The organism is Methylotuvimicrobium sp., from assembly GCF_050611805.1.
Taxonomy (GTDB): domain Bacteria; phylum Pseudomonadota; class Gammaproteobacteria; order Methylococcales; family Methylomonadaceae; genus Methylotuvimicrobium.
Genome location: NZ_JBNGHF010000009.1, coordinates 1 through 22972 on the forward strand (window position 1 = coordinate 1; position 22972 = coordinate 22972).

Here is a 22972-nt window from a genome sequence, read left to right on the forward strand (position 1 = left end):
ATTTTGCAGGAGCAAAAATCTGCCCTGCCGCCGACACCTGTCAATCGAGCAACCGTACCCTCCTTACAACCATTAGCGCGATATTGAATAAAGGAAAGTTATTCAGAGTTGTATCCTTGGGTTTCATGTTGGCTTTAAGTTCAAAAGTATCAACTATTAACGCGAACATAGCCATTGCAAAGCCCGTCATGCATATTTAAGATCGTTAGGCTTATAGAATCTCCGATGCATAATCGGCTAGACGGGATCTTTCGCCTTGTTTCAAGGTGATGTGCGCGGCATGCGGCCAGGTCTTGAAACGGTCGACAATATAAGTGAGCCCCGATGTGGTGGCCGTCAAATAGGGTGTATCGATTTGACCTAGGTTACCGATACAAATGATTTTAGTCCCCGGGCCGGCTCGGGTGATCAATGTTTTCATTTGTTTGGAAGTCAGATTTTGCGCTTCGTCGATGATCAAGTAACGGTTTAGAAAGGTGCGGCCGCGCATGAAGTTGAGCGATCTAATTTTGATCCGGTTCATAACAAGGTTGCTGGTCGCGCCTTGTTGCCATTCGTTGTGTCCCGAACGACTACCTAATAGTTCCAGATTGTCCATTAAAGCCCCCATCCACGGCGCCATTTTTTCTTCTTCGGTGCCGGGCAAAAAGCCGATGTCTTCTCCGACCGGAATGGTTTCCCGGGTCATGATGATTTCGTTGTAGATTTTTTCTTCTAGGGTTAATTCGAGACCGGCTGCCAATGCTAATAGGGTTTTACCGGTGCCAGCAGTGCCTAAAAGCGTTACGAAGTCGATCTCCGGGTCGAGCAGCACGTTGAGCGCAAAATTCTGTTCGCGGTTTTTGGCTGTGATTCCCCATACATTGTTATGAGGCGTTCGGTAGTCGTGCGCCAGTTCGAGTACAGCGCTTTTACCGTCGCAGCTTCTGACGATGGCTTCGAAGTCGCTGTTGTTATCCATATATAAATACTGATTCGGATACCATTCGCTAACGAGAGGTCCTTGCAGTTTGTAAAATGTTCGGTCGTTTTCCTGCCAAGATTCCATCTTACTGCCATGGATATCCCAGAAATCCGACTCGAGGGCGGCCGACCCTCGATACAGTAGTTCGATATCGTCAAGTGTTTGGTCGTTATGGTAATCCTCGGCATGTAATCCGAGTGCCGCCGCCTTGATGCGCATATTGATGTCTTTCGACACTAGGGTGATATTGGTATCGGGGTATTTTTGCGTTAAAGCCAGCACGACGACCAGAATCGAATTGTCGGCAATATGGCCAGGCATCGAGTCGGGAAGCATTGAAGTGAGTTGGCGAGTCTGGAAATAAAGACGTCCGAACTGTATGTCGCTATCGGGGGCGTGTTCGATACGCGAGAGAGGAAAACCTTCTTCAATCGATTCGGACGTAGCGCCTTGAATCAGTTCGTCCAAAAAACGGCTGACCTGACGGACGTTTCGGGCGACTTCTGATAGTCCTCTTTTACTATGATCGAGTTCTTCGAGAACGACCATCGGAATAAATATGTTGTGTTCCTGAAAACGGAAAATCGCGGCGGGATCGTGCATCAGCACGTTAGTGTCTAGTACGAACAATTTGAGTTTTGGTGAGTTTTGAATATTCATTAATTATACCTTTCGCACTTCAAGTTTCGGCGCATTCGTTCCCTCGGGAGGGGGGAGGGTGCAAGAAAAAAACCGAATTTGATGCGATGATTATATTATTGTGTCAAGATCTTGAGTTCTTGCAGGACTTCGGCGGCATGGTTTTTGACTTTTACGCCGCGCCACTCATGTCTTAGGATGCCTTGCTCATCGATCAAAAAAGTGCTGCGTTCGATGCCTCGGACTTGCTTGCCGTACATGTTCTTCATCTTGATTACGCCAAACAAGTTGCACAGGGTTTCATCTTGATCGGACAGCAAGTCGAACGGGAATGCCTGTTTGCACTTGAAACCTTCGTGAACTTTAACCGAATCTCGTGAAACGCCGAGAATAACGGTATTAAATGCGTTAAATTCGTCAATATGGTCGCGGAAGGCTATGCCTTCCTGCGTACATCCGGGCGTGTTATCTTTTGGATAAAAGTAGATAACAACATTTTTTCCTAAAAAGTCGGAAAGCGTTATGGTTTTATCGCCGGTTGAGGCGGCTTCGAAATCGGGCACGGCGGTGCCTATGCTAAGCGTTGTCATAATAATCAGTTAGCGTTTAATGGGTTCGAGAATGGCATCGAGATTCAGCTGATCGCAAAAATCGAGGAAATCCTCGCGAAGTTGCAACAAACGTTGTTCCGATGGAATGATAATGATGAGCTGTGTCGAAAAAACCGGTGTTTGAATATAGGCAGCGGGGTAGCGGTAGGCTTTGATTTCCTCTATTGCAATGTCACGTTCCACAAGAAAGGTTACGATAGACAGGATGATATCGTTTTGATCCAGACTCATCGCTTCGAGAGTATAGGGCAGGCCGGGTTTGGGTGTCCCCGATTTTTCTTGTCGTGCTTTATGAATGTGAATTTTTAGTTGTTTTTGCAGCGTTTCGAGTAGATTTTCGAGTTTGGCAATATGGTTCCAATTACCTTCGATTAACATATAGGCTGCTGTAGATTCAGTCAAGTCGGTCGACCGTATTTCAGCGATACTACACTTACACCGGCTAACGGCGGCTAGGATAGGTTCGATATATTGAGACTGACGTTTTCCAAGTACGGTGATTGCAAGTTGCATGGCATTATTTTTTGTTTTTCAGAGCGACAGTAAAGACCGAAAAGAGAGGGCGTTGGATTCGCTTGGCTCTCGATCGGCTCATTACTTAAGTGGACTTAGCGTCTGTTACGATCGACCAACATCTTGATAACGCCATCGATAGATCCCGTTTGGGTAATTTCTCGATTGAAAGTCGATCGGTAGTTAGTGACGAGACTGACACCCTCGATCAGGATATCGAAAACTTTCCATTCGCCACTTCTGTTTTTCATCATGCGATAGTTAATGTTTATAGGTTGCTGGCCCGGTTGATCGACGATGGTTCGGACAATGGTTCTGGTTGGATCTTCACCGCTGATCTGGGGTGCGAAAGTAATCTGCCAGTCAGTATATTCTTGAAATGCCTTAGTATAAGTTCGTACCAGTAATGTTCTGAATTCTTTTATAAATTGTTGTCTTTGAGTTGGAGTGGCTTGACGGATATGCCGACCTAAAACCAAAATCGCGACTCTCTCCATGTCTACGAAATCGCCGACTACGCCATCGACAAATTGCGTGGCTCTGGCAAAATCGTTGCGATAAAGCGGCTGACTGAGGGTCTGTTGAATTCTATCCGAGCTGTTTTGGATGATTTGTTGAGGCGGGGTCAGGTTGGCTGCGGCATTAGGCGGGTACAAAGTCGTGACCAAACAAAACAAGAAAAATAGTAGTGACAGCGGACGCCTGTTGTGCATGAAAAATCTCCGGGAAAAGTAAATTTAAAGCGCTATAGTATTACGAATTACAAACCAAGGAAAATTAGCTGCATTTTATTCCGATTTTGCATCAATGCATCAATGCATCGATTTCTGATAATTCTAAAAGAAAAGCATCTAACCGCAGAAGCGCCGAAGTATTATATACCCTTTGTTAACCTATGAATGGCGTTAATCCAGCGCTTGATCTTACCCAATAGATTATGGAGTTTAGGTGTGATGTTTCGTATTAATCGATTTCGGTATCTTCAGACGCTTGATCCGGCGTTCTGGGTAGATTTTGAAATAGCTGATTGAAATGAGCCTGTACATTTTCGATGTTGATTTGCGCGATGCCCGAGGCAAAACCGAACCAGACATAAAGACCGTTTAGATCCCTAAACATGGGTGGCAGGTACTTTGGCCCTGCAATTAAGCCATCTAAGTAGTGTTCATAAATGATAGGGATGTCGTCCAGCGTGACCTTGCCGGCGAACAGCATTGGCAACAGTTCCGGCAAGCCTTCCAGCGTTGCGCTACGGATGAAATTGACTAATTCGATAAAGCCTCGAACATAGGATAGGTCTTTTGTGAAACAAGCGCCACCTTCGACCATGCCGCCGCGAAAAACTCGCTGAGCGATCGTGTAACTGTCATGAGGGCTTACATCCCGCTCCAGGAAGTAACGGTAAACTTCAATGAAATCGGCGCCTTGTTCGGCTAGGTCGATCGCAATGACTCGGTCGCTGATGCGTCGGGCGCGATCGGGAAAAGAGCTGAACGTTAGGGTTTCGATCAAAACGGCCAAACCTTCTTGTGTCGCGGTGATGCGCGGCGAACCGACGCTAAGCCAGGTGGCCCAAGGTTGCAATCTTCCGTTTAATGTGGTTCCGACATGCACCCAGCCTTCATGCACCTCCAAGACTTTCAAATCGAGCTCGGAAAACCAAGCATTATTATTAATCTTGATTTTGTCTCCTCCGGCCGAGGCATCGGAAACGATGCCATCACTCAAAACGACGCTCAATGCGCCGTCGTCGAAATGGCTTGATAGGCGTTGCCTCAGCGACAGTACTGCGGTTTCGGCATTTATTTCTTTCGGGTGAGCGCGGTTAAGATGTTTGGCCCCGGGCAACGAAAAAATGGCGCATAATCGTTCACCGAGTTCCAAAAGGGTTTTATTGTCGCCGAGTAAATGATCTCGCGCCGAACCGTAAAGTGCATGGCTATGGATTAAAAAATCGGGAGTGCCGCGGCTATGTAATAAATCGATCACGCGCATGTATTGACTAACCGTATCTTGCAGAATCGAGCCGAGCGAATCGTTGTGTCCCAAGTTTTTAGTAATGTCTCGACTTAAGTCCTTCAGCGCGGCGTATACGCTCACTGCGTCGAAGCTTAGCGCTTGATGTTGATAGAACTCACGGTCGGCGGGCGGGAGAAATTGAGAGTCGCCGGCGAAAAATTGCTCGCGAAAATTGCGCGGCCATTTAATTGAATCGAGGATTTGAATGGGTTTTTGAATTTGAATGAGACGGTCGGAAAGTGCAAGCAGGCGTTCGCGATAGGATGAATGAGCCACGGCTGTGTTCCTGATAGAGGGATGATGCCGAGCTTACTAATATTCTGATGGAAGAGCAAAAGATTATCGGCTGAAGCTGCCGGACATGAATGCGATAAGGAGAGGAGGGTAAAAATAAATTGCCGGACGAATGACTCGTCCGGCAATCATTAAAATAAAGGATATTTACTTTTTCGCGTTGCGCTCTAAAGTTTCCTTAATGACTTCGTCCGCTACATTTTTCGGGCACGGCAGATAATGCGAGAATTCCATCGAGAATTGTCCGCGACCTGAAGTCATCGTACGCAAGTCGCCGATATAACCAAACATTTCGCTTAACGGCGCTTCGGCCTTGATGCGAACGCCTGTTACGCCGGCTTCTTGAGATTTGATCATACCGCGGCGGCGGTTCAAGTCGCCGATCACGTCACCGACATGATCTTCCGGTGTGAATACGTCGATTTTCATGATCGGCTCGATTAATTGCGGTCCGGCTTTCGGAATCGATTGACGATAAGCGGCTTTTGCGGCGATTTCGAACGCAATTGCCGATGAGTCAACTGCATGGAAGGCGCCGTCGACCAGTGTGACTTTAAAGTCCAAGCAAGGGTAACCGGCCAGTACGCCTTTGACCATGCTCAATTCAAAACCTTTTTGAATAGCAGGCCAGTATTCTTTCGGTACGTTACCGCCGACAACTTTCGATTCGAAAACGAAGCCGCTGCCCGGTTCGCCCGGTTCGATAAAATAATCGATTTTCCCGTATTGACCGGAACCGCCCGATTGCTTTTTATGCGTGTAGCTGTCTTCGACGCGTTGTGTGATGGTTTCTCGGTAGGCCACTTGCGGTTTGCCGACGATGACATCGACGCCGTGCGTTCTGCGCAGAATGTCAACCTTGATATCGAGATGCAGTTCGCCCATGCCTTTCAGGATCGTTTCGCCGCTGTCGATATCGGTTTCGACGCGGAAAGACGGATCTTCTTGGATCATTTTGCCCAGCGCAACGCCCAATTTTTCGGACGCACCTTTGTCTTTCGGTGCGACCGCCATTGAGATAACCGGGTCGGGGAATACCATCGGCTCTAATGTAGCCGGATCTTTCGGGTCGCACAAAGTATGTCCGGTTTGAACGTTTTTCATGCCCAATACCGCGACGATATCGCCGGCTTGGGCAGATTCAACTTCTTCGCGCGAATCGGCGTGCATTTCGACGATACGTCCGATACGCTCGGTTTTACCGGTAAAGGTGTTCAGTACGGTCGTGCCTTTCCCCAATTGACCTGAATAAATGCGAATGAAGGTCAATGCGCCGTAACGGTCGTCCATGATTTTGAACGCCAGTGCACGCAGAGGACGGTTTGGATCGACGATAGCAAAATTACCGGTTTCGTTGCCTTCCAGGTCAACTTCAGGTTGGGGGTTGACTTCGGTAGGGCTTGGTAAATAGTCGACAACCGCATCCAGAACCAATTGCACGCCTTTATTTTTGAATGACGAACCGCAATAAGTCGGGAACAGGCTCAGATTGATCGTACCTTTACGGATACAGCGTTTCAAAGTATCGATATCGGGTTCTTCGCCTTCCAGATATTTTTCCATGACGTCATCGTCTTGCTCGACCGCTTTTTCGATCAATTCCGCACGCCATTGTTTGACGTCTTCGAGCATGTCGGCAGGAATGTCTTGAATTTCGTAATTCATCGGATCGCCGGAGTTATCCCAGACCCAAGCTTTTTCGGTCAATAGGTCGACAACGCCGACAAACTGGTCTTCTGTGCCGATCGGTAGTGTCATGACGATAGGATTTGCGCCCAGCACGTTTTCGACTTGTTTAACGACGCGGTAGAAGTCGGCGCCGATACGGTCTAGTTTGTTCACATAAATGACACGGGCAACCTTAGAGTCGTTCGCATAACGCCAGTTGGTTTCCGATTGAGGCTCCACGCCGCCGGAGCCGCAGAAAACGCCGACGCCGCCGTCGAGAACCTTCAACGAGCGGTAAACTTCAATCGTGAAGTCAACGTGACCGGGCGTATCGATGATGTTGAAACGGTGGTCTTTCCAGAAACAAGTGGTTGCCGCGGATTGAATCGTGATGCCGCGTTCGGCTTCTTGATCCATGAAGTCCATGGTCGATTCGCCTTCGTGAACTTCGCCTAGTTTATGGATTTTTCCGGTGAGTTTTAAGATACGCTCGGTAGTCGTGGTTTTTCCAGCATCGACGTGAGCGAAGATGCCGATGTTTCTGTAATGCGATAGGTCTGTCATGTTGTTACTCTAAAGGTTAAGGCATTAAAAATTTTTTTCGACGGACTCCCAAGATATTGTCCTGAAAGTAGGCTTTTCCCTGCAACGAATGGCTGGAATTCGGATATCGCAGCAAGCCGAAGCCGGGTACTGATGAGAATCCGAAAGTTCCGGCGTAATCTTTTTCTCATCCAGTTTCAAAAAACTGGCTATTCTAACCTAAAATAACGTCAAACACAGAATGAAAATATTTATTTAAGGGGAAAAGGTGAAAGGTGAAAGGTGAAAAGCAGCGTAGCCCGGATGGAGCGCAGCGCAATCCGAGATGGGCGAAGCCACGAATACCCCGTATTCCGCTGGCGCTGCATACGGAATACATACTGCGCAACACTCGCCGCTCACTTCTCACTGTTCACTATTCACTATTCGGTTATAATCCGAACATCAAACGCGAAAAGCCTTAAATTTATTATTCAATTAATCATTTATTTATGACATTAATCCTAGAAGAGCTGGCCAGGCAATGTGATGCGGAAATTGTCGGCGGAGACAAGCATTGTTCGATTACTTCGGCGGCCGATATCAAGTCGGCCGCCGCTGGGCAAATCACCATATTAAATGATCCCAAATATGCACAATATTTGTCCAATTCCCGGGCGTCTGCTTGTTTGATCAAACCAGAAACGCGTTACGAAAATCCGCCGGAGCAAATGGCGCTGTTGATTTGCAAAGATCCCGAGATTAGTTTCATCAAAGCGATTCACCTGCTTTACCCGTCATTGGAGTTTCCTAAACAAATTTCGGAGCGTGCCTGTATAGCCGATTCGGCAATGATCGCTCATAACGTCTATATTGCGCCGTTCGTAAGTGTCGGCGAAGGTTGTTTGATCGGCGAGGGTTGCGAGATTCTTAATGGCGCCTATATCGGCAATGACGTCATATTGGGAGTTAATTGTCGTATTCATCCGAATGCCGTGATTTACGATCATAGTCGTATCGGTAACAATGTCGTAATTCACGCCGGCGCTGTGATCGGCGCGGACGGTTTCGGTTATAAGCAACGCAATGAGCAACAGATCAAAGTGCCGCATGTCGGCAATATCATTATCGAGGACGATGTCGAAATCGGCGCGAATACCTGCATCGACCGGGGCACATTAGGCTCTACCGTGATCGGTTCAGGGTCGAAGATCGATAATCTGGTGCAAATCGGCCATAACAACACGATCGGTAATAATGTGATCATTTGCGGGCAAACCGGTATTTCGGGTTCTTGCACGATCGAAGACAATGCGATTCTGGCCGGCAGCGCTGGTATTGCCGACCATGTCAAAATCGGCCATCATGCTGTCGTGATGGCGCGTTCCGGCGTATCGAACGATATTGCGCCGGCTACGCAGGTTTTCGGCAGTCCCGCGAAAGATAGAAAAGTCGCTTGGAAAGAGTTGGCTGCATTGACCAAATTGCCGGGATTGCTCAAAAAAATCAAGGATATCGAAATTAGACTCGGCAAACTTGAACAATAAAACGATCTTGTGAACGAATTGGAAGCGTTTTTTGCCGGCGACGGGCCACTATCGAAAGTTATTCCCGGTTATCTGCCGCGTGCGGCGCAGGTTGAAATGGCTTGTGCGGTTCGGGATGCGATCGAGCACGAGCGTCATTTGATCGCCGAAGCCGGGACCGGTACCGGGAAAACGTTTGCTTATCTAGTGCCTGCGATACTATCGGGACGCAAGGCGATCGTATCGACCGGCACCAAAAATCTCCAGGATCAATTGTTCAACAACGACATTCCCGTCATTCGCAAAGCGATGAGCGTGCCCTTTGCGGCCGCTTTGCTGAAAGGTCGTAGCAATTATCTGTGTATTTATCGGCTCGGCAACGCACTCAACTCGACCTTGGGTTTCAGTAGGGACGATGCGGCTTCGTTGACTAAAATCAAATCATGGTCCAACCGAACGAAATCGGGCGATGTCGCAGAAATGCCGGACGTCCCGGAAAGCGACCCGGTATGGTTTCAGGCGACCTCGACCGCCGATAATTGTCTCGGTCAGGAGTGTCCCGATTATGAGAAGTGTTTTCTGGTCAAGGCGCGTAAAAAAGCCCAGGAAGCCGATGTGCTGGTCATCAATCATCATTTACTGTGCGCGGATTGGTCGATTCGCGAAATCGGCTTCGGCGAGTTGTTGCCCGATGCCGAAATCGTAATCATCGATGAAGCGCATCAATTGGCCGATACCGCCTCTAACTTTTTGGGTATTACCGTCGGCGCCCGGCAATTGAGCGATTTGGCGAAGGATGCTTTGGTTGAATATTTCAAGGATGCGACCGATCTACCCGAGTTACGTACCGCCTGCGACGATCTGGAACACCAGATCAAGGATTTGCGCTTGGCATTCGGCATTGAGCTAAAAAGAGGCGAGTGGCGCGAAATCGAGACCCATCCGAAAATTTCTTCGGGCCTTTCCGAATTGCAGGAACAACTTCAACGTTTGACCGTGCAATTGGAATTGGCGTCGGTCAAGACTAAGGGGTTGGAATCTTGTTTCAAACGCGCAGAAGAGCTAGGGCACCAACTACGGGCCATTCTCGAAGAGAACGACGGCAAATGGATACGCTGGTACGAAACCCATAAAAAGACCTTCACGCTCAGTCGAACGCCTATCGACATTGCCTCTGAATTCCGTGCCTTTATGCAACAGCACAAGGCGACCTGGGTGTTTACCTCGGCGACGCTGAGTGTTGCAAATAAATTCGAGCATTTCGCGAAAAGTTTGGGGCTTGCGAATGCCGAGGGCGTCAGTTGGGAAAGCCCGTTCGATTACGCCGAGCAGTCGCTGTTTTATCATCCGAAAGGGTTGCCGAAACCGGCCGATCCGAACTTTACCAGGACGATTGTCGAATTTGCGTTGCCGGTGCTCGAAGCGAGCCGGGGGCGGGCGTTTTTTCTGTTTACGAGTCATCGCGCCTTGAAAGAGGCGGAATTGCTATTGAGACAAAAAATCAAATATCCGTTGCTGGTGCAGGGCAGTCGGCCGAAAGCAATTTTGTTGGATGAATTCAAACGGGCCGGTAATGCCATTTTACTGGGCACGGCTAGTTTTTGGGAGGGCGTCGATGTGCGCGGCGAGGCTTTGTCGTGCGTGATTATTGATAAGTTGCCGTTCGCCTCGCCGAGCGACCCGGTCTTGAAGGCTCGACTCGGCGCGATGGAGCGGCAAGGTTTGAATCCCTTTTTTGAATACCAGATTCCGGCCGCGGTGATCGCATTGAGGCAAGGCGTCGGCCGCTTGATTCGCGATGTCAGCGATCGCGGGGTCTTGCTGGTCTGCGATCCAAGGCTGTTAAAACGCGCCTATGGACAAATGTTTCTCGACAGCGTACCGCCAATGCGGCGAACCCGCGATATCGAGGATGTTCGGGCCTTTTTTCAAAACGAGCAGTAACGTTCGGCGAATTTGTGTGCTTCTATTTCTTAAGGGAGCGTGAATACCTCCCTGTAAGCTCTGGTTGCAACGTCCTGTTGCAGACAGCCTTATAAATCGATAGCCTACGCTCTCTCTAATTTACTCAGAATAGTCACAACGAGCGAAATGCATGAAGTTATTGGCAGTGGATACCGCGACCGAAGCTTGTTCGGCCGCCTTATATATCGATGGCGAAATCTTGGAGCGCTTCGAACTGGCGCCGCGAACGCATACGCAATTGATCTTACCGATGATCGATTCACTGATGGCCGAGGCGGGGCTCGTGCCTCAGGATTTGGATGGACTCGCGTTCGGCCGGGGCCCCGGGTCTTTTACCGGCGTCAGAATTGCGACCGGCGTGATTCAAGGTATCGCATTAGGATTAGACTTGCCTGTCGCGCCGGTTTCGACGCTGGCGGCCTTGGCTCAGAATTATTTTGAACACGCGGACCGGGACGTGGTTTTTGCCTGTATGGATGCACGTATGGGCGAGGTGTTTTGGGGTGTTTACCGTAAAAACGACCAAGGGTTTGCCGAATTGCTCGGCTCCGAGTCGGTAGGGTCCGCTGAAAACGTCGACTTCCCCGAAATAAAAGGCTACGGTATCGGCAGCGGCTGGAAAACCTACCGTGAAGCATTGGACGAGCGCTTGAATGCTTGGCTTGCCGGCGTCGACGACACGCCTTTGCCGAAAGCTTCGGCGATAGCACTGCTCGGCGCGCGAAGTTTCAACTTGAATCAAGCCGTACCGGTCGAACAGGCAATGCCGGTATATTTGCGCGATAAAGTCGCAAAAAAAGAATCGGAGCGATAATCGGGTATAATGGCCGAATTTATTTCAAGCACGCATACTATGGCGCAATTTTTTCAAATTCATCCCGAGAATCCGCAGCAACGGTTAATCAATCGAGCAGTCGAGATCTTGCAGCATGGTGGAGTGATTGCCTATCCGAACGACTCGTCCTATGCGATTGCCTGTCAAATGGACGATAAGCAGGCGCTGGACAAAATTCGTAGAATTAGGCAATTGGACGATAAACACAATTTTACCTTGATCTGTCAGGATCTAACGCAGGTGTCGAATTTTGCCAAAATCGATAACGACGCCTATCGGTTGATCAAGGCATTGACGCCAGGGCCGTTCACTTTTATCCTGAATGCTACGCGAGAAGTGCCGCGCCGCTTGCAGCATCCTAAGAAAAAAACCATAGGCATTCGGGTGCCTGATCACGCGATCGCCTCATTACTAGTGGAGACTATTGGAGAGCCGTTGTTCAGCTCGACGCTGGTCTTGCCGGGCGAGTCGTCGGCTCTAACCGATCCCTATGAAATTCGCGATCGGCTCGAGCATGAACTCGATCTCGTAATCGATGCCGGTATCGTGCCGGACGAACCGACTACAATTATTGAATGTTCGGGAAAAAATCTCGAAATTATCAGGCAAGGAAAAGGCCAAGCACCGATGTTGGACTAACCGAGAAATCCCTCTATGATGAACGAATTGTCTTTGATCCAGCGTATTATCGTATGGGTTATTCCGGTGATTTTCGCGATTACCGTGCATGAAACCGCTCACGGTTGGGTCGCCAAAAAATACGGCGACAATACCGCTAAAATGCTCGGTCGATTGACCTTGAACCCTTTGAAACACATCGACCCGGTCGGTACGATTCTTCTGCCCGGCATATTGTTATTGACCGGAACCGGTTTTATATTCGGCTGGGCCAAGCCGGTACCCGTCGATGCGCGAAATTTCAAGAATCCGCGGCAGGATATGGCCATCGTCGCATTGGCGGGTCCGGTATCGAATTTACTGATGGCTGTGGGGTGGGCGTTGATCGCTCGAGTGGGCGTCATGATCAATGTCGATTTCATGACACTGCCGATGATCTATTGGGGTATTGCGGGGATATCGATCAATCTGGTACTGGCACTGATTAATCTGATACCTATACCGCCTTTGGATGGCAGTCGCGTCGTATCCGGCATTTTGCCGAACCGATGGGCTTGGCAATACAACAAATTAGAGCGTTACGGTTTTTTGATATTATTGCTGATGTTATTCACCGGTACATTGAATGTCATACTGGGTTATCCGATGTTTTTGGCGCAAAATATGTTTTTTTCATTAGCTGGGTTGGGATGAGGGTTTTGATCGGTTTTCGGTTAAGGTGATCTATTGACGATGCAAGTAGCGCAAGCGGATGTTTTGGCCCCGGTTGAGAAAGTCTTGGCTATTGTTCAGGGCGCGCCGTTCATGGAATTCCCCGAGGATCTTTACATACCGCCCGATGCATTGCGTGTCTTTCTCGATACCTTTGAAGGACCGCTGGATTTGTTGCTCTATCTGATCCGGAGGCAGAATCTCGATATTCTGAATATTCCGATCGCGCAGATTACTCGGCAATACATCGGTTACATCGATATGATGACCGAGCTTAGGCTCGAATTGGCCGCCGAATATCTAGTCATGGCGGCACTGTTGGCCGAAATTAAATCGCGCATGTTACTGCCTAGGCAGGTCGCCGAAGAAGAGGATGATGAAGACCCGAGAGCCTTATTGATCCGAAGATTGCAGGAATATGAGGTCATTAAAAAGGCGGCCGAGGACATCGATGGCATGTCGAGGTTGGAGCGGGATCTGTTCATTGCCAAGGCCGACGTATCGATGATTGAAATCGAGCGCCCGTTACCTGATATTCAATTGCGAGAAATGTTATTGGCTTTGCAAGACGTATTAAAGCGCGCCGACCAATTAAGCCATCATCACATTGTTCAGGAGCCTTTATCGGTTCGGGAGCGCATGTCGAGCGTCCTGGAGAGGCTCAAAGGTGGGGAAGGGGTCATTTTCAATCGATTGTTTCTGACTCAAGAAGGACGCCATGGCGTCGTCGTGACTTTTTTGGCCATTCTCGAGCTCAGTAAAGAAGGCTTGATTGAAATCATTCAACACGAACCTTTGACCGAAATCGTGGTCAGAGCGGTTGCTGCAAGTGCTTAAGTTTTAATAAGATTCTCGCGCAAAGGCGCAGAGGAATTTTGCTGTTACCCAAGCTCCAGCTTGGGTAACCTGATCAGGAAGCTCTAGCTTCCCGACAAACAAAGAAGATTGAACGAGAAGGTCGGGGTTGATTAAGAATGTGCGGAGCTTGTGTCGGTCTCATGAAGCTGGAGCTTCCGGAGTGTCTTTCCCAAGCTGGAGCTTAGGAAAGAGCGAGATATGGGGTGGCCGTTTTTAGCTTGATGCGTATGGGTTGCAACCCCGTCTTAAATGTTTCGACCCTGCTAAAGCAATCCAAGATATTTGGGGACAAACCGAAACGTTGGGGACGGGGTAAATAATTCGTCCCGCAGAAGGGGTTGAATTACCGAATTCGTAAAACCACCTCTACGCCCTTTCGCATCTGCGCGAGAAAAAATTTAACAATACGTGTAGTCTTAAAAAAGCAACTTTCTAGCAACTCTCGTGGATATCAAACGAATCGTCGAAGCCCTATTATTCGCATCGGATAAACCGATGACGGTCAAACAACTCCAGCAAACTTTTCCCGAACTCGAACAGCCCGAAATCGAAACGCTGCAAAAAGCCGTTGACGAAATTGTAGAAGATTACGCAACGCGGCCTGTAGCCTTGAAAAAAGTCGCTAGCGGTTATCGTTTTCAGGTTAAGCCGGAATTATCATTTTGGGTCGGACGCTTATTCGAGGAAAAACCGCCTAGATATTCCAGAGCTTTGTTGGAAACGCTGGCGATTATTGCCTACCGACAGCCGGTTACGAGAGGCGATATCGAAGATATTCGCGGTGTTGCGGTCAGTTCGAATATCATTCGCACGCTTCTCGAGCGCGAATGGATTAGGATTATTGCGCATAAAGAAGTGCCGGGACGCCCAGCGCTGTATGGTACGACTAAACAATTTTTGGACTATTTCGATTTATCTTCCTTGCATGAGCTTCCGACATTACAGGAAATCAAAGAATTGGATTTATCGGTAGCCAGTAATCAGCAACTAATGCAGGAACAGAGTGAACAGCAAGAAAACAACCGACCAGAAGTCACAGAACAAGGGCAGGAAACCGAATTTAAAGCAGAAGTCGAGACCTTCGTCCAAAGTGCGGAAGAATGAAGTAGAGGCTCCCGTCGCGATGAAAAAAACATTGACCAAGCCCCAAGATGGAACCGGTGAACGCATACAAAAAATCTTGGCGCGCGGCGGTATGGGGTCGAGGCGCGAAATCGAACGCTGGATAGAAGAGGGGCGAGTCAGGCTTAACGGCGTGCAGGCGAAACTCGGTGATAGAATCCAAAACGGCGATCATCTGCAGCTTAATGGCCGAGTTGTTCATTGGGAAAAATTTGCGCATCAAACTACCCGAGTATTGATTTATCACAAACCGGTCGGTGAGGTCGTGACAAGGCAAGATCCGGAAGGCCGGCCGGTCGTTTTTACGCAATTACCTAAGTTGCAAGTCGGCCGCTGGATTTCGGTTGGGCGTCTCGATATCAATACTTCAGGCTTGCTGTTGCTGACCAATAACGGCGAATTGGCCAACCGATTGATGCATCCGTCGATGCAAGTCGATCGAGAATATGCCGTGCGGATTTTGGGCGAGGTTTCCGATGAGGTACTCGAACGATTGAAACAAGGTGTTGAACTTGACGATGGGCCGGCAAAATTCGACGATATTCAATTTCACGGCGGGGAAGGCGCTAATAAATGGTATCACGTCGTTGTTAGCGAAGGGCGGAATCGTTTGGTTAGACGGTTATGGGAATCTCAAGGGGTAACCGTCAGTCGCTTGATGCGCGTACGCTATGGTTTGCTGATGATGCCGGAAGGATTAAAATCTCATGCTTTTCACGAGCTGGAATCGAAAACATTGGATGTGCTGCTCGAATCGGTCGGCTTGCCTAAGGAAAAGCCTTTAGCGCCCGGTAAACAGGAGAGCGGAAAGCACGGGTTCTATAAAAAAACTAAGTTGTGAGTTTTAATTTAGTGAGCAGTGAGCAGTAAGCAGTAAGCAGTAAGCAGTAAGCAGTAAGCAGTAAGCAGGGAATGGCTGCGTGGGCATCAATTTTCGCTCGTTCCCAAGCTCTTTGCTTGGGAGTGCAGTACGAGAAGCTCCAGCTTCTCGAGGCTGGTAAGCAAGAGCTTGTGTGAAGGGGCTTTCCTATCGTTCCCACGCTCCAGCGCTCATCGTTATACATAAATTGTAGGGTACGCTGCGCGTACCAAAGCCGTGCCCTAGTGGTTCGGTTAGTACATGAAATGAACAACGCGGGGTTACCATGGTACGCACAGCGTACCCTACGCGGATCACCTAGCGTTAGGTGAGGGAGATCCGAGGGTGTTAAATGACAATAAAAAGTATCGAGGTCTCATTGGTTAAGATTGCAAAAGGGTAATTTTTGACTTATGTATAACGATGAGCGCAGAGAGTGGGAACGATAATTGCCGGGGGCTGAATGGTTACAAACATGGTATTACTGCATTGGGTTTATCTGTGATATTGGGACGATTCATAAAGCGCTCAATTTTCTTCCTTTCATGGTAATAAAAAAACGTAACTATTCAGCGCATGCGGTAGGTTGGTGTCAGGTATTGATTTCTAAGGACGCGTGAATACATCCCTGTAAGCTCTGACTGCAACGTCCTGTTGCAGACAGCCTTATAAATCAATGCCTGGCACCTTCTCATACATGACTTATGCTGAATAATTACAAAAAAACAAGCTATAAACATTGTGCTGCATCAGTCCCTCTTTATGGGTGATTTAACTATAAGATTATTAATGAAAAATATGATGAAACGAAATGTTAGTATAAGCCTTTTCATTGTGTTGGTCATGTTAAGTCCTTTTGGTCGAGCCAGCGCATATGAAGATCAAAAAATTATCGCAGGGTGGGTGGAAGACATTATTCTATCTCCGGCGCAAATACGGTTTCGAGCAAAGCTTGATACCGGTGCGAGAACCTCTTCGATCCATGCTAAAAATGTTGAAGAGTTCGAGCGGGACGAGCAAAGCTGGGTTCGTTTTACATTGCCGAAAGGTTTGGAAAAAAAAGCTCAAGCGACTACTGTAGAGCTGCCGGTTGTCAGGAAAACGCGAATTAAAAGACATAAACTGGAATCGGCGAAGCGTTTCGTTGTGGAATTAGGGTTTTGTATGAATTCGAATTATTACGAGACGGAGTTCACACTAGCTGACCGAGGCAACTATATTTATCCGGTCTTGCTAGGTCGTAGGTTTCTGGAAAACAAGGTCGTTGTTGATCCAAGCGTGACGCATAAACACTCAAAAAAATTAAAAAATATTATTTGTTCCCCTGGTTTTCCGGAGCCGGTCTTGGAAGAATAATTCGGTATCGTTTCTTTCTGATCTTAGGCCCTATAACAACAATTATTTAATACGGCAATCGTTTTGAAAAACCTTCATGTCAATGTTTTGGCGCTTATCCTGGTCGGATTGAGCGTCGCGGTCACTTATTACAAAGTTACAGAGCTAAATCTACCTTTGTTACCGGTCGAGGATGAGATTATTTGGGCTGTAGAAGCCAAGGTAAGCTATAAACCTTCTCCCGGCCCTTCCAAAGTCGATTTGATGTTGCCGAAACAAATTCCCGGATATATGTTTTTGGATGAAAACTTTGTTTCAGGTCGATACGGTCTTACCCTTGAAAGCGTCAATCATAATCGAATCGCTCAATGGGCGGTTCGGCGACCGGCAGGCGAACAGACGTTGTATTACCGGATGCAAATCGTTCCTGGTGAAAAAGAAGCTTTTACCGATAAAAAAGTTCCTTATCCTGAAGAACCCGAGTATCCGGAGATCATGCAGACGGCCGTTTCGGCATTGTTGGACGATGTCAGAAGCAAATCGGCGGATATCAAATCCTTTACTCAAGAGTTATTGCGAAGGTTGAATGCGCCAAGTCCCGACGACAATGTAAAAATCATTAAAAAAGACGCGACCGGTCCCGAAGCTTGGATGAAGCGAGTGATCGATGTTTTGCATGGGGCGAGGATTCCGACTCGTCAAGTTAACATCCTGATGCTTAAAGATGGGGCAAGACACAGTAAGCTGGTGCCCTGGCTTCAGGTGCATAACGGTGAACAATGGTTGACTTTTGATCCGCATTCGGGGGCATCCGGTTTTCCCGAAAATTCAATCATTTGGTATTACGGAAGCGCGCCCTTACTGAAAGTGACAGGAGGACGATCGGAAAAGATCGACTTTTCGGTTTATAAGCAGTCGCTTGGATTGGCAGCGGTAACCCAAAAGCGTATCGGTAAAATCGATTCGCCGATTATGGAGTTCTCGCTATTTCATTTACCGATTCAAACACAAAATGTTTACCGGATTTTATTGATGATGCCGATCGGCGCCTTGTTGATCGTTGTTTTGAGAAATGTCGTCGGCTTTAAAACATTCGGTACGTTCATGCCGATTTTGATCGGGATGGCGTTTCGAGAGACCGGCTTGTCTTGGGGGCTTTTTTTATTTGGTTTGCTCATCGCATTCGGTTTAATGCTGCGTTTTTATTTGGAGTATTTGCGTTTGCTGCTGGTGCCGAGACTCGCGAGTGTGCTGATCATCGTTGTGATATTGATGACGTTGCTAAGCTTGATGAGTCATAAAATGGGTATCGATCGCGGCTTGTCGGTCGCCTTGTTCCCGATGGTCATCATTTCGATGACGATTGAAAGAATGTCCTTGGTTTGGGAAGAACACGGGCCTTCAGAGGCGCTGCAGCAATGTATCGGTAGCTTATTCATCGCGTCGATCGGTTATTTGCTGATGTCGCATCCCGTACTCGAGCATCTTATTTTTGTATTTCCCGAATTATTATTGACGTTTCTAGCGTTTACCTTATTGTTAGGTCGCTATACCGGCTATCGCCTAACTGAGCTGTGGCGGTTTCGTTCCGTCATAAAAGGATAGTCGCATGTCTTGGAAAAACTATTTACGCCCCTCGAAACGGCTAAGAGATGTCGGTTTATTGGGGATGAATCAGCGTAATGGCGACTATATACTGCGTTACAATCCGCGTAAATATTATCCGTTGGTCGACGATAAGCTGCGAACTAAAAAGCTCGCACAAGCTTCAGGCATTGCCGTCCCCGAACTCTATGCGGTCATTGAAGCGGAATATCAAATTGCCGGTTTAGCCGAAAAGCTCAAAAACTACGACGAGTTTGCAATCAAGCCTGCGCATGGCAGCGGAGGCGAAGGGATTATCGTTGTCAATGGTCGCAGCAAGAATTGTTATCGCAAACTGAACGGCACCTTGTTGACCGAAGAGGAAATTGGCCATCATATTTCCAATATACTGAGTGGCATGTACAGTTTGGGCGGGCAACCGGATGTCGCATTGATTGAATATCGGGTGGATTTTGATCCGGTTTTCGATCTAGTGAGCTATCAAGGCGTTCCCGACATCAGGACGATTATTTTTATGGGAGTTCCGGTGATGTCGATGCTGCGTTTGCCAACTCGGCTTTCCGACGGTAAGGCCAATCTACATCAAGGCGCGATTGGTGTGGGTATCGATATCGAACAAGGAGTCACCACGACCGGCGTATGGCAAAACGATATGATCGATGCGCACCCTGATTCAGGGAATACGATTACAGGACTAAACTTGCCGAATTGGGAGGAAATCTTACTGTTGTCGGCGGGTTGCAAGGAGTTGGTTTCGCTCGGTTATATCGGCGTCGATATCGTATTGGATTCGAAACTCGGTCCGCTGATGCTCGAAATCAACGCTCGCCCCGGGTTAAGCATTCAATTAGCTAATAAAAAAGGACTTTTACCCCGATTAGAAGCCGTCGAGAAGCTTAAAAAAATCCCGGCAACGGCTGCGGAACGCGTAGAACTCGCCAAAAAACTGTATCGGACACAATAACTTCGGCATGTACCCCCCTCGCGGATCAAAATTCAAAGTGAATTGTAGGATACGCTGCTCTTTTTAGTTTCAGAGCTTCGTGCCGTAAAGAAATGATTCGATTTGATTGCTTGTCTGATGAAACCGTGTCTGCTACTGTCCGGTTTTGTCGGTCGGGTTGGGAGAAAAAGCATGTCAAGTAGAATTGATTTTACGATGGGATTTAATGCCCGGGGCATAGCATCTAAAAAAGAACACGCTAAGGCCTATCGAATTTATGTGTTGGGGGACTTTTCCGGAAAGCGAGATGCTGCATGGAGTCAACGTATTATTAAAAGGATCGATAGCGATACATTTGAGCAGGTAATGACTCAAATCATGCCGTCGCTCAATCTCGACTCAGGTTTGATATTGCATTTTGAATCGATCGAAGACTTTCATCCGGATGCCTGGTTTAACAAAATCCGAATTTTGGCTGACTTGCTGGAATTAAAAAAAGCGTTGAGTAATCCCAAAACGGCGGCGCAGGCTGCGGCGAAAATTCAATCGTTCAATCAAACCGACCCTAATCAAAACATTTTGGCCCAAACGCAGCAAGTCGATGTCGAGACTGAAGCGGATACCTTGCAACGTTTGTTGGGCAAAGAGCCGGGGCCAAAGACCGATAAAGCCGATACGGTGGAAAGATTGATCGAACGGGTGGTGTCGCCTTATATAACCAAGGATGTTAGTCCGCAGTATCAGGCTCTGATTGATGTGATCGAAAAGACAATCAGCCAATTTTTGCGAAACCTACTGCAACGACAGGATTTTAAAAGCCTCGAGTCCCTTTGGCGAGCCACCGAAGCGCTAGTCAATGAAGAATACGCGGACGAACAGCGCTTCTTTTTAGTCGATATCAGCCAAGCCGAATTAATGGCCGCTGTCAATGAAGGGGGCAGCGAGTTTAAAGAGCGCTTATTGGCGCATGTTCAATTGGACGACGAAGAGCGGGATGTATTGTTGGCCGGCGATTTTAGCTTTACCGGCAGTGCTGAAGATGGTGAATTGATAAAATTTTTGAGCGCTACGGCAAAAACTTGCGGCGGCTGTTTTTTGGGCGCTGCCGACCAGTCATTGATCGACAGCGCTATCTTAGGCGAATCTCAAAAAAACAGCCATTGGGCTCGATACCTTAGCGAGATTAATGCCGATAGCGTGGTGCTGGCATATCCTCGCTACTTATTGAGATTACCCTACGGATTGAAGCGTGATCCAATTGAAACATTGACTTTTGAAGAGTGTTCGGAGGTCCCCGTTCGGAATGAACTGCTATGGGGAAATCCGGCCCTGTTATGCGTTCGTGCGCTGATAAGAATGACTGAAGAAGAGAGTACGGATAATGCATTATTGATGAGCGATGTGCCGGTATTTAGTTATACCTTGGATGATGAGGCGGTTTTGCAGCCCGGCACCGAAACATTATTGAACGAGACTCAAGTCAATGCTTTGTTATCGAAAGGCATCACACCGTTGATTGGATTCCGTCAGCGTCAAGGCGTTCAGTTGCCGATAATTTCGACGTTAGCGGATCGTTGAATTAAAATGGTCAGGCTTTGTGGTAAGCCCGCTATTTTCTCTTTTCCACGCTCCAGCGTTACTGCCATTAAGCTAACGAAAACCCATCACTCCGCCGTGGATTCCTCTCCCACAAGGGGTTCCGAATGCTCTGTGGGAGCGATCCCCTGATCGTCCCTCACCTAACGTTAGGTGAGGGAAAGCTAAGAGCGTGTAACTATTCAGTCCCCCGGCAATTATCGTTCCCACGCTCTGCGTGGAACGCCTGAGTACCGCTCCAGCGGTACGAGACGCTAGAGCGTCTCGGTCTTCATTCCCACGCCGGAGCGTGGGAACGATAGGGGGTGTGAATAATTACAAGAGCGTTAGGTGACAATAAAGGGTGTCGAGGTCGTATTAGCTAAGATAGCAAGACAAATCTATACGAATAACGATGAGCGGAGAATCCTGGGAAACATAATTAATCGACGGATTTTCCAGAATTAAATTGACAATACTCATAATCGGCCTACAATGGGCCCCAGCTAGAAAACTAGATTTACCTTTGTTTACCATTTCGATGTCTCTTCAGTAGTTATTCGTCCTGTTTTTCATATAGTAATTTCCTCGTTATCAGCTTTACCCGCCTTTTTAAGGCTTTAATTTAAAAATTTTATAGGACTACTATGAATACTGCAGCAATGACTACCGGCACCGTTAAATGGTTTAATTCAGATAAAGGTTTCGGTTTTATCGAACAACAACAAGGTCCGGACGTTTTCGTTCATTTCCGGAATATCCTGAGCGGCACCAGCAGCTACAAATCACTGGATGAAGGCCAGCACGTTCAGTTTAAAATTACTCGTGGCCCAAAAGGACCGCAAGCTGAAGAAGTAACGGTTATCTAAACTGAATTAAAAACCCGCGCCCATGAACTGGGCGCGGGTTTTTTTATGCCTGAAAAAAATGCTGCGTATTTTGCGAGTTAGTTGTGCGGAGTTCGAAAACGAGAAAAGATGACTCCTTTGCGGGGCGGGTTATTTAACCCGTCCAGGCCAAGGCCAAATACTAAGTTAAGCTGTCCAGAAATAATAAGTAACCTAGCAGGACGGGGGTTGCAACCCCATCCTAAACGTTTCGACTTTGGCCGAAGTAAGCCGAAATGTTTAGGGCAAACCGAAACATTGGGGACGAGTTAAATAAGCCGTCCCGCAGAAGGTGCCCAACGTTTTGTTTCTGCCAAGAAATTTGAATTGCGAAAGGTATAATAGGCAAATGTTAAAGCTGGATTAACATTTCAATTGGGTTGGCATAATGGTTGCGCTATGAGTAACGACAAACAAAATAACTTTGAATTAATAGCAAAAGAGTTCGAGCTTAAACCTTCGGATTACTATTTCCTAGATCTGATCCCTTTAATTGAAATGATATGGGCCGACGGAGAAAATCAGCCCGCCGAGCTGGTTTTGCTGTATCAATTTACGATAGAACACATTGCGCATCTCGACCGCGCGGCGGGAATTCCATTGATAACGACCGAGGATGCCAATGATTTTTTAGAACGTTTCGCACATCAACGACCGCCGCAAAGACTGCTTGACGCGCTGAACGAATTGGTCGTCGGCTCGTACCTTTCAGCCGATCCTGATCGGAGCCGAAATATTCTGAAATATTGCATGGACATTGCCGCCGCTTGCACGACACAGTACCCCTATGCTTTGCGAGGCCGTATCGTCGAGAGCGAAAAGGCTTTGCTCCACAAGCTCTTTGCCGTGTTCCAAAATAAATATAGCTTCGACGCAAACTAAGCCGAATACCAATAACGAGAA

21 protein-coding genes are annotated in these 22972 nt (G+C 47.8%); 15 read left to right on the top strand and 6 right to left on the bottom strand.

Annotation, left to right across the window (positions count from 1 at the left end; genetic code table 11):
• Positions 1-200 (top strand): hypothetical protein (locus ACRJJO_RS06285; RefSeq protein ID WP_431065032.1); only part of this gene is annotated, 200 nt, incomplete at its 5' end.
• Between the two features lie 11 nt (positions 201-211).
• Here ACRJJO_RS06285 and ACRJJO_RS06290 read toward each other — a convergent pair.
• From ACRJJO_RS06290 to fusA, 6 genes are all read right to left on the bottom strand, one after another.
• Positions 212-1624 (bottom strand): PhoH family protein, encoded by a 1413-nt coding sequence (locus ACRJJO_RS06290; protein WP_431065033.1) that lies wholly within the window; start codon positions 1622-1624, stop codon positions 212-214.
• Positions 1625-1719: 95 nt separating this feature from the next.
• Positions 1720-2193 (bottom strand): peroxiredoxin, encoded by a 474-nt coding sequence (locus tag ACRJJO_RS06295; RefSeq protein WP_431065034.1) that lies wholly within the window; start codon positions 2191-2193, stop codon positions 1720-1722.
• 9 nt (positions 2194-2202) lie between these two features.
• Positions 2203-2727 carry a glycine cleavage system protein R gene (locus ACRJJO_RS06300; RefSeq protein WP_431065035.1) on the bottom strand — a complete coding sequence of 175 codons (525 nt, stop codon included), beginning with the start codon at positions 2725-2727 and terminating at the stop codon, positions 2203-2205.
• Between the two features lie 95 nt (positions 2728-2822).
• Positions 2823-3440: an MlaC/ttg2D family ABC transporter substrate-binding protein gene (locus ACRJJO_RS06305; RefSeq protein ID WP_431065036.1), complete on the bottom strand. Its 618-nt coding sequence runs from the start codon at positions 3438-3440 to the stop codon at positions 2823-2825.
• Positions 3441-3690: 250 nt separating this feature from the next.
• Positions 3691-5022 carry a flavohemoglobin expression-modulating QEGLA motif protein gene (locus tag ACRJJO_RS06310; protein WP_431065037.1) on the bottom strand — a complete coding sequence of 444 codons (1332 nt, stop codon included), beginning with the start codon at positions 5020-5022 and terminating at the stop codon, positions 3691-3693.
• A 165-nt stretch (positions 5023-5187) separates the two neighbouring features.
• A complete protein-coding gene (gene fusA / locus ACRJJO_RS06315; RefSeq protein ID WP_431065038.1) occupies positions 5188-7272 on the bottom strand; it encodes an elongation factor G in 2085 nt (694 codons plus the stop codon).
• Positions 7273-7742: 470 nt separating this feature from the next.
• On the opposite strand from fusA, the gene lpxD reads away from it, so the two are divergent.
• The 14 genes from lpxD (at position 7743) to ACRJJO_RS06385 (ending at position 22951) form a co-directional block, all read left to right on the top strand.
• On the top strand, positions 7743-8777 hold the full coding sequence (lpxD, locus tag ACRJJO_RS06320) for a UDP-3-O-(3-hydroxymyristoyl)glucosamine N-acyltransferase (protein ID WP_431065039.1): 1035 nt from the start codon (positions 7743-7745) through the stop codon (positions 8775-8777).
• Between the two features lie 9 nt (positions 8778-8786).
• The gene (locus ACRJJO_RS06325; protein WP_431065040.1) at positions 8787-10700 is read left to right on the top strand and encodes an ATP-dependent DNA helicase; all 1914 of its coding nucleotides are present in this window, start codon (positions 8787-8789) and stop codon (positions 10698-10700) included.
• 151 nt (positions 10701-10851) lie between these two features.
• Positions 10852-11535 carry a tRNA (adenosine(37)-N6)-threonylcarbamoyltransferase complex dimerization subunit type 1 TsaB gene (gene tsaB / locus ACRJJO_RS06330; protein WP_431065041.1) on the top strand — a complete coding sequence of 228 codons (684 nt, stop codon included), beginning with the start codon at positions 10852-10854 and terminating at the stop codon, positions 11533-11535.
• 39 nt (positions 11536-11574) lie between these two features.
• Positions 11575-12195, top strand: coding sequence for an L-threonylcarbamoyladenylate synthase (locus ACRJJO_RS06335; protein ID WP_404356896.1), 621 nt, complete (start codon positions 11575-11577; stop codon positions 12193-12195).
• 15 nt (positions 12196-12210) lie between these two features.
• Positions 12211-12867 (top strand): site-2 protease family protein, encoded by a 657-nt coding sequence (locus ACRJJO_RS06340; RefSeq protein ID WP_404356894.1) that lies wholly within the window; start codon positions 12211-12213, stop codon positions 12865-12867.
• 39 nt (positions 12868-12906) lie between these two features.
• On the top strand, positions 12907-13722 hold the full coding sequence (locus ACRJJO_RS06345) for a segregation and condensation protein A (protein ID WP_431065116.1): 816 nt from the start codon (positions 12907-12909) through the stop codon (positions 13720-13722).
• 465 nt (positions 13723-14187) lie between these two features.
• The gene (scpB, locus tag ACRJJO_RS06350; RefSeq protein WP_431065042.1) at positions 14188-14847 is read left to right on the top strand and encodes an SMC-Scp complex subunit ScpB; all 660 of its coding nucleotides are present in this window, start codon (positions 14188-14190) and stop codon (positions 14845-14847) included.
• 19 nt (positions 14848-14866) lie between these two features.
• On the top strand, positions 14867-15706 hold the full coding sequence (gene rluB / locus ACRJJO_RS06355; RefSeq protein ID WP_431065043.1) for a 23S rRNA pseudouridine(2605) synthase RluB: 840 nt from the start codon (positions 14867-14869) through the stop codon (positions 15704-15706).
• A 780-nt stretch (positions 15707-16486) separates the two neighbouring features.
• Positions 16487-17080 (top strand): ATP-dependent zinc protease family protein, encoded by a 594-nt coding sequence (locus ACRJJO_RS06360; RefSeq protein ID WP_431065044.1) that lies wholly within the window; start codon positions 16487-16489, stop codon positions 17078-17080.
• Between the two features lie 63 nt (positions 17081-17143).
• A complete protein-coding gene (locus tag ACRJJO_RS06365; protein ID WP_431065045.1) occupies positions 17144-18664 on the top strand; it encodes an inactive transglutaminase family protein in 1521 nt (506 codons plus the stop codon).
• Between the two features lie 4 nt (positions 18665-18668).
• Entirely contained in the window at positions 18669-19628 is a 960-nt protein-coding gene (locus ACRJJO_RS06370) for an alpha-L-glutamate ligase-like protein (RefSeq protein WP_404356885.1), read from the top strand.
• A 171-nt stretch (positions 19629-19799) separates the two neighbouring features.
• Entirely contained in the window at positions 19800-21185 is a 1386-nt protein-coding gene (locus ACRJJO_RS06375; protein WP_431065046.1) for a type VI secretion system contractile sheath domain-containing protein, read from the top strand.
• A gap of 659 nt (positions 21186-21844) precedes the next feature.
• Positions 21845-22051, top strand: coding sequence for a cold-shock protein (locus ACRJJO_RS06380; RefSeq protein ID WP_026130375.1), 207 nt, complete (start codon positions 21845-21847; stop codon positions 22049-22051).
• 417 nt (positions 22052-22468) lie between these two features.
• Positions 22469-22951 (top strand): hypothetical protein, encoded by a 483-nt coding sequence (locus ACRJJO_RS06385; protein ID WP_431065047.1) that lies wholly within the window; start codon positions 22469-22471, stop codon positions 22949-22951.
• Positions 22952-22972 lie beyond the last annotated feature (21 nt).

Excerpts from the sequence above, each read along its gene's own strand:
- ACRJJO_RS06340 (WP_404356894.1), top strand. The coding sequence starts at position 12,211 with ATGATGAACGAATTGTCTTTGATCCAGCGTATTATCGTATGGGTTATT.
- ACRJJO_RS06305 (WP_431065036.1), bottom strand. The coding sequence starts at position 3,440 with ATGCACAACAGGCGTCCGCTGTCACTACTATTTTTCTTGTTTTGTTTG.
- ACRJJO_RS06360 (WP_431065044.1), top strand. The coding sequence starts at position 16,487 with ATGGGTGATTTAACTATAAGATTATTAATGAAAAATATGATGAAACGA.
- ACRJJO_RS06335 (WP_404356896.1), top strand. The coding sequence starts at position 11,575 with ATGGCGCAATTTTTTCAAATTCATCCCGAGAATCCGCAGCAACGGTTA.
- fusA (WP_431065038.1), bottom strand. The coding sequence starts at position 7,272 with ATGACAGACCTATCGCATTACAGAAACATCGGCATCTTCGCTCACGTC.
- ACRJJO_RS06295 (WP_431065034.1), bottom strand. The coding sequence starts at position 2,193 with ATGACAACGCTTAGCATAGGCACCGCCGTGCCCGATTTCGAAGCCGCC.
- ACRJJO_RS06385 (WP_431065047.1), top strand. The coding sequence starts at position 22,469 with ATGAGTAACGACAAACAAAATAACTTTGAATTAATAGCAAAAGAGTTC.
- lpxD (WP_431065039.1), top strand. The coding sequence starts at position 7,743 with ATGACATTAATCCTAGAAGAGCTGGCCAGGCAATGTGATGCGGAAATT.
- tsaB (WP_431065041.1), top strand. The coding sequence starts at position 10,852 with ATGAAGTTATTGGCAGTGGATACCGCGACCGAAGCTTGTTCGGCCGCC.
- ACRJJO_RS06300 (WP_431065035.1), bottom strand. The coding sequence starts at position 2,727 with ATGCAACTTGCAATCACCGTACTTGGAAAACGTCAGTCTCAATATATC.
- ACRJJO_RS06380 (WP_026130375.1), top strand. The coding sequence starts at position 21,845 with ATGACTACCGGCACCGTTAAATGGTTTAATTCAGATAAAGGTTTCGGT.
- ACRJJO_RS06375 (WP_431065046.1), top strand. The coding sequence starts at position 19,800 with ATGTCAAGTAGAATTGATTTTACGATGGGATTTAATGCCCGGGGCATA.
- rluB (WP_431065043.1), top strand. The coding sequence starts at position 14,867 with ATGAAAAAAACATTGACCAAGCCCCAAGATGGAACCGGTGAACGCATA.
- ACRJJO_RS06290 (WP_431065033.1), bottom strand. The coding sequence starts at position 1,624 with ATGAATATTCAAAACTCACCAAAACTCAAATTGTTCGTACTAGACACT.
- ACRJJO_RS06370 (WP_404356885.1), top strand. The coding sequence starts at position 18,669 with ATGTCTTGGAAAAACTATTTACGCCCCTCGAAACGGCTAAGAGATGTC.
- ACRJJO_RS06345 (WP_431065116.1), top strand. The coding sequence starts at position 12,907 with ATGCAAGTAGCGCAAGCGGATGTTTTGGCCCCGGTTGAGAAAGTCTTG.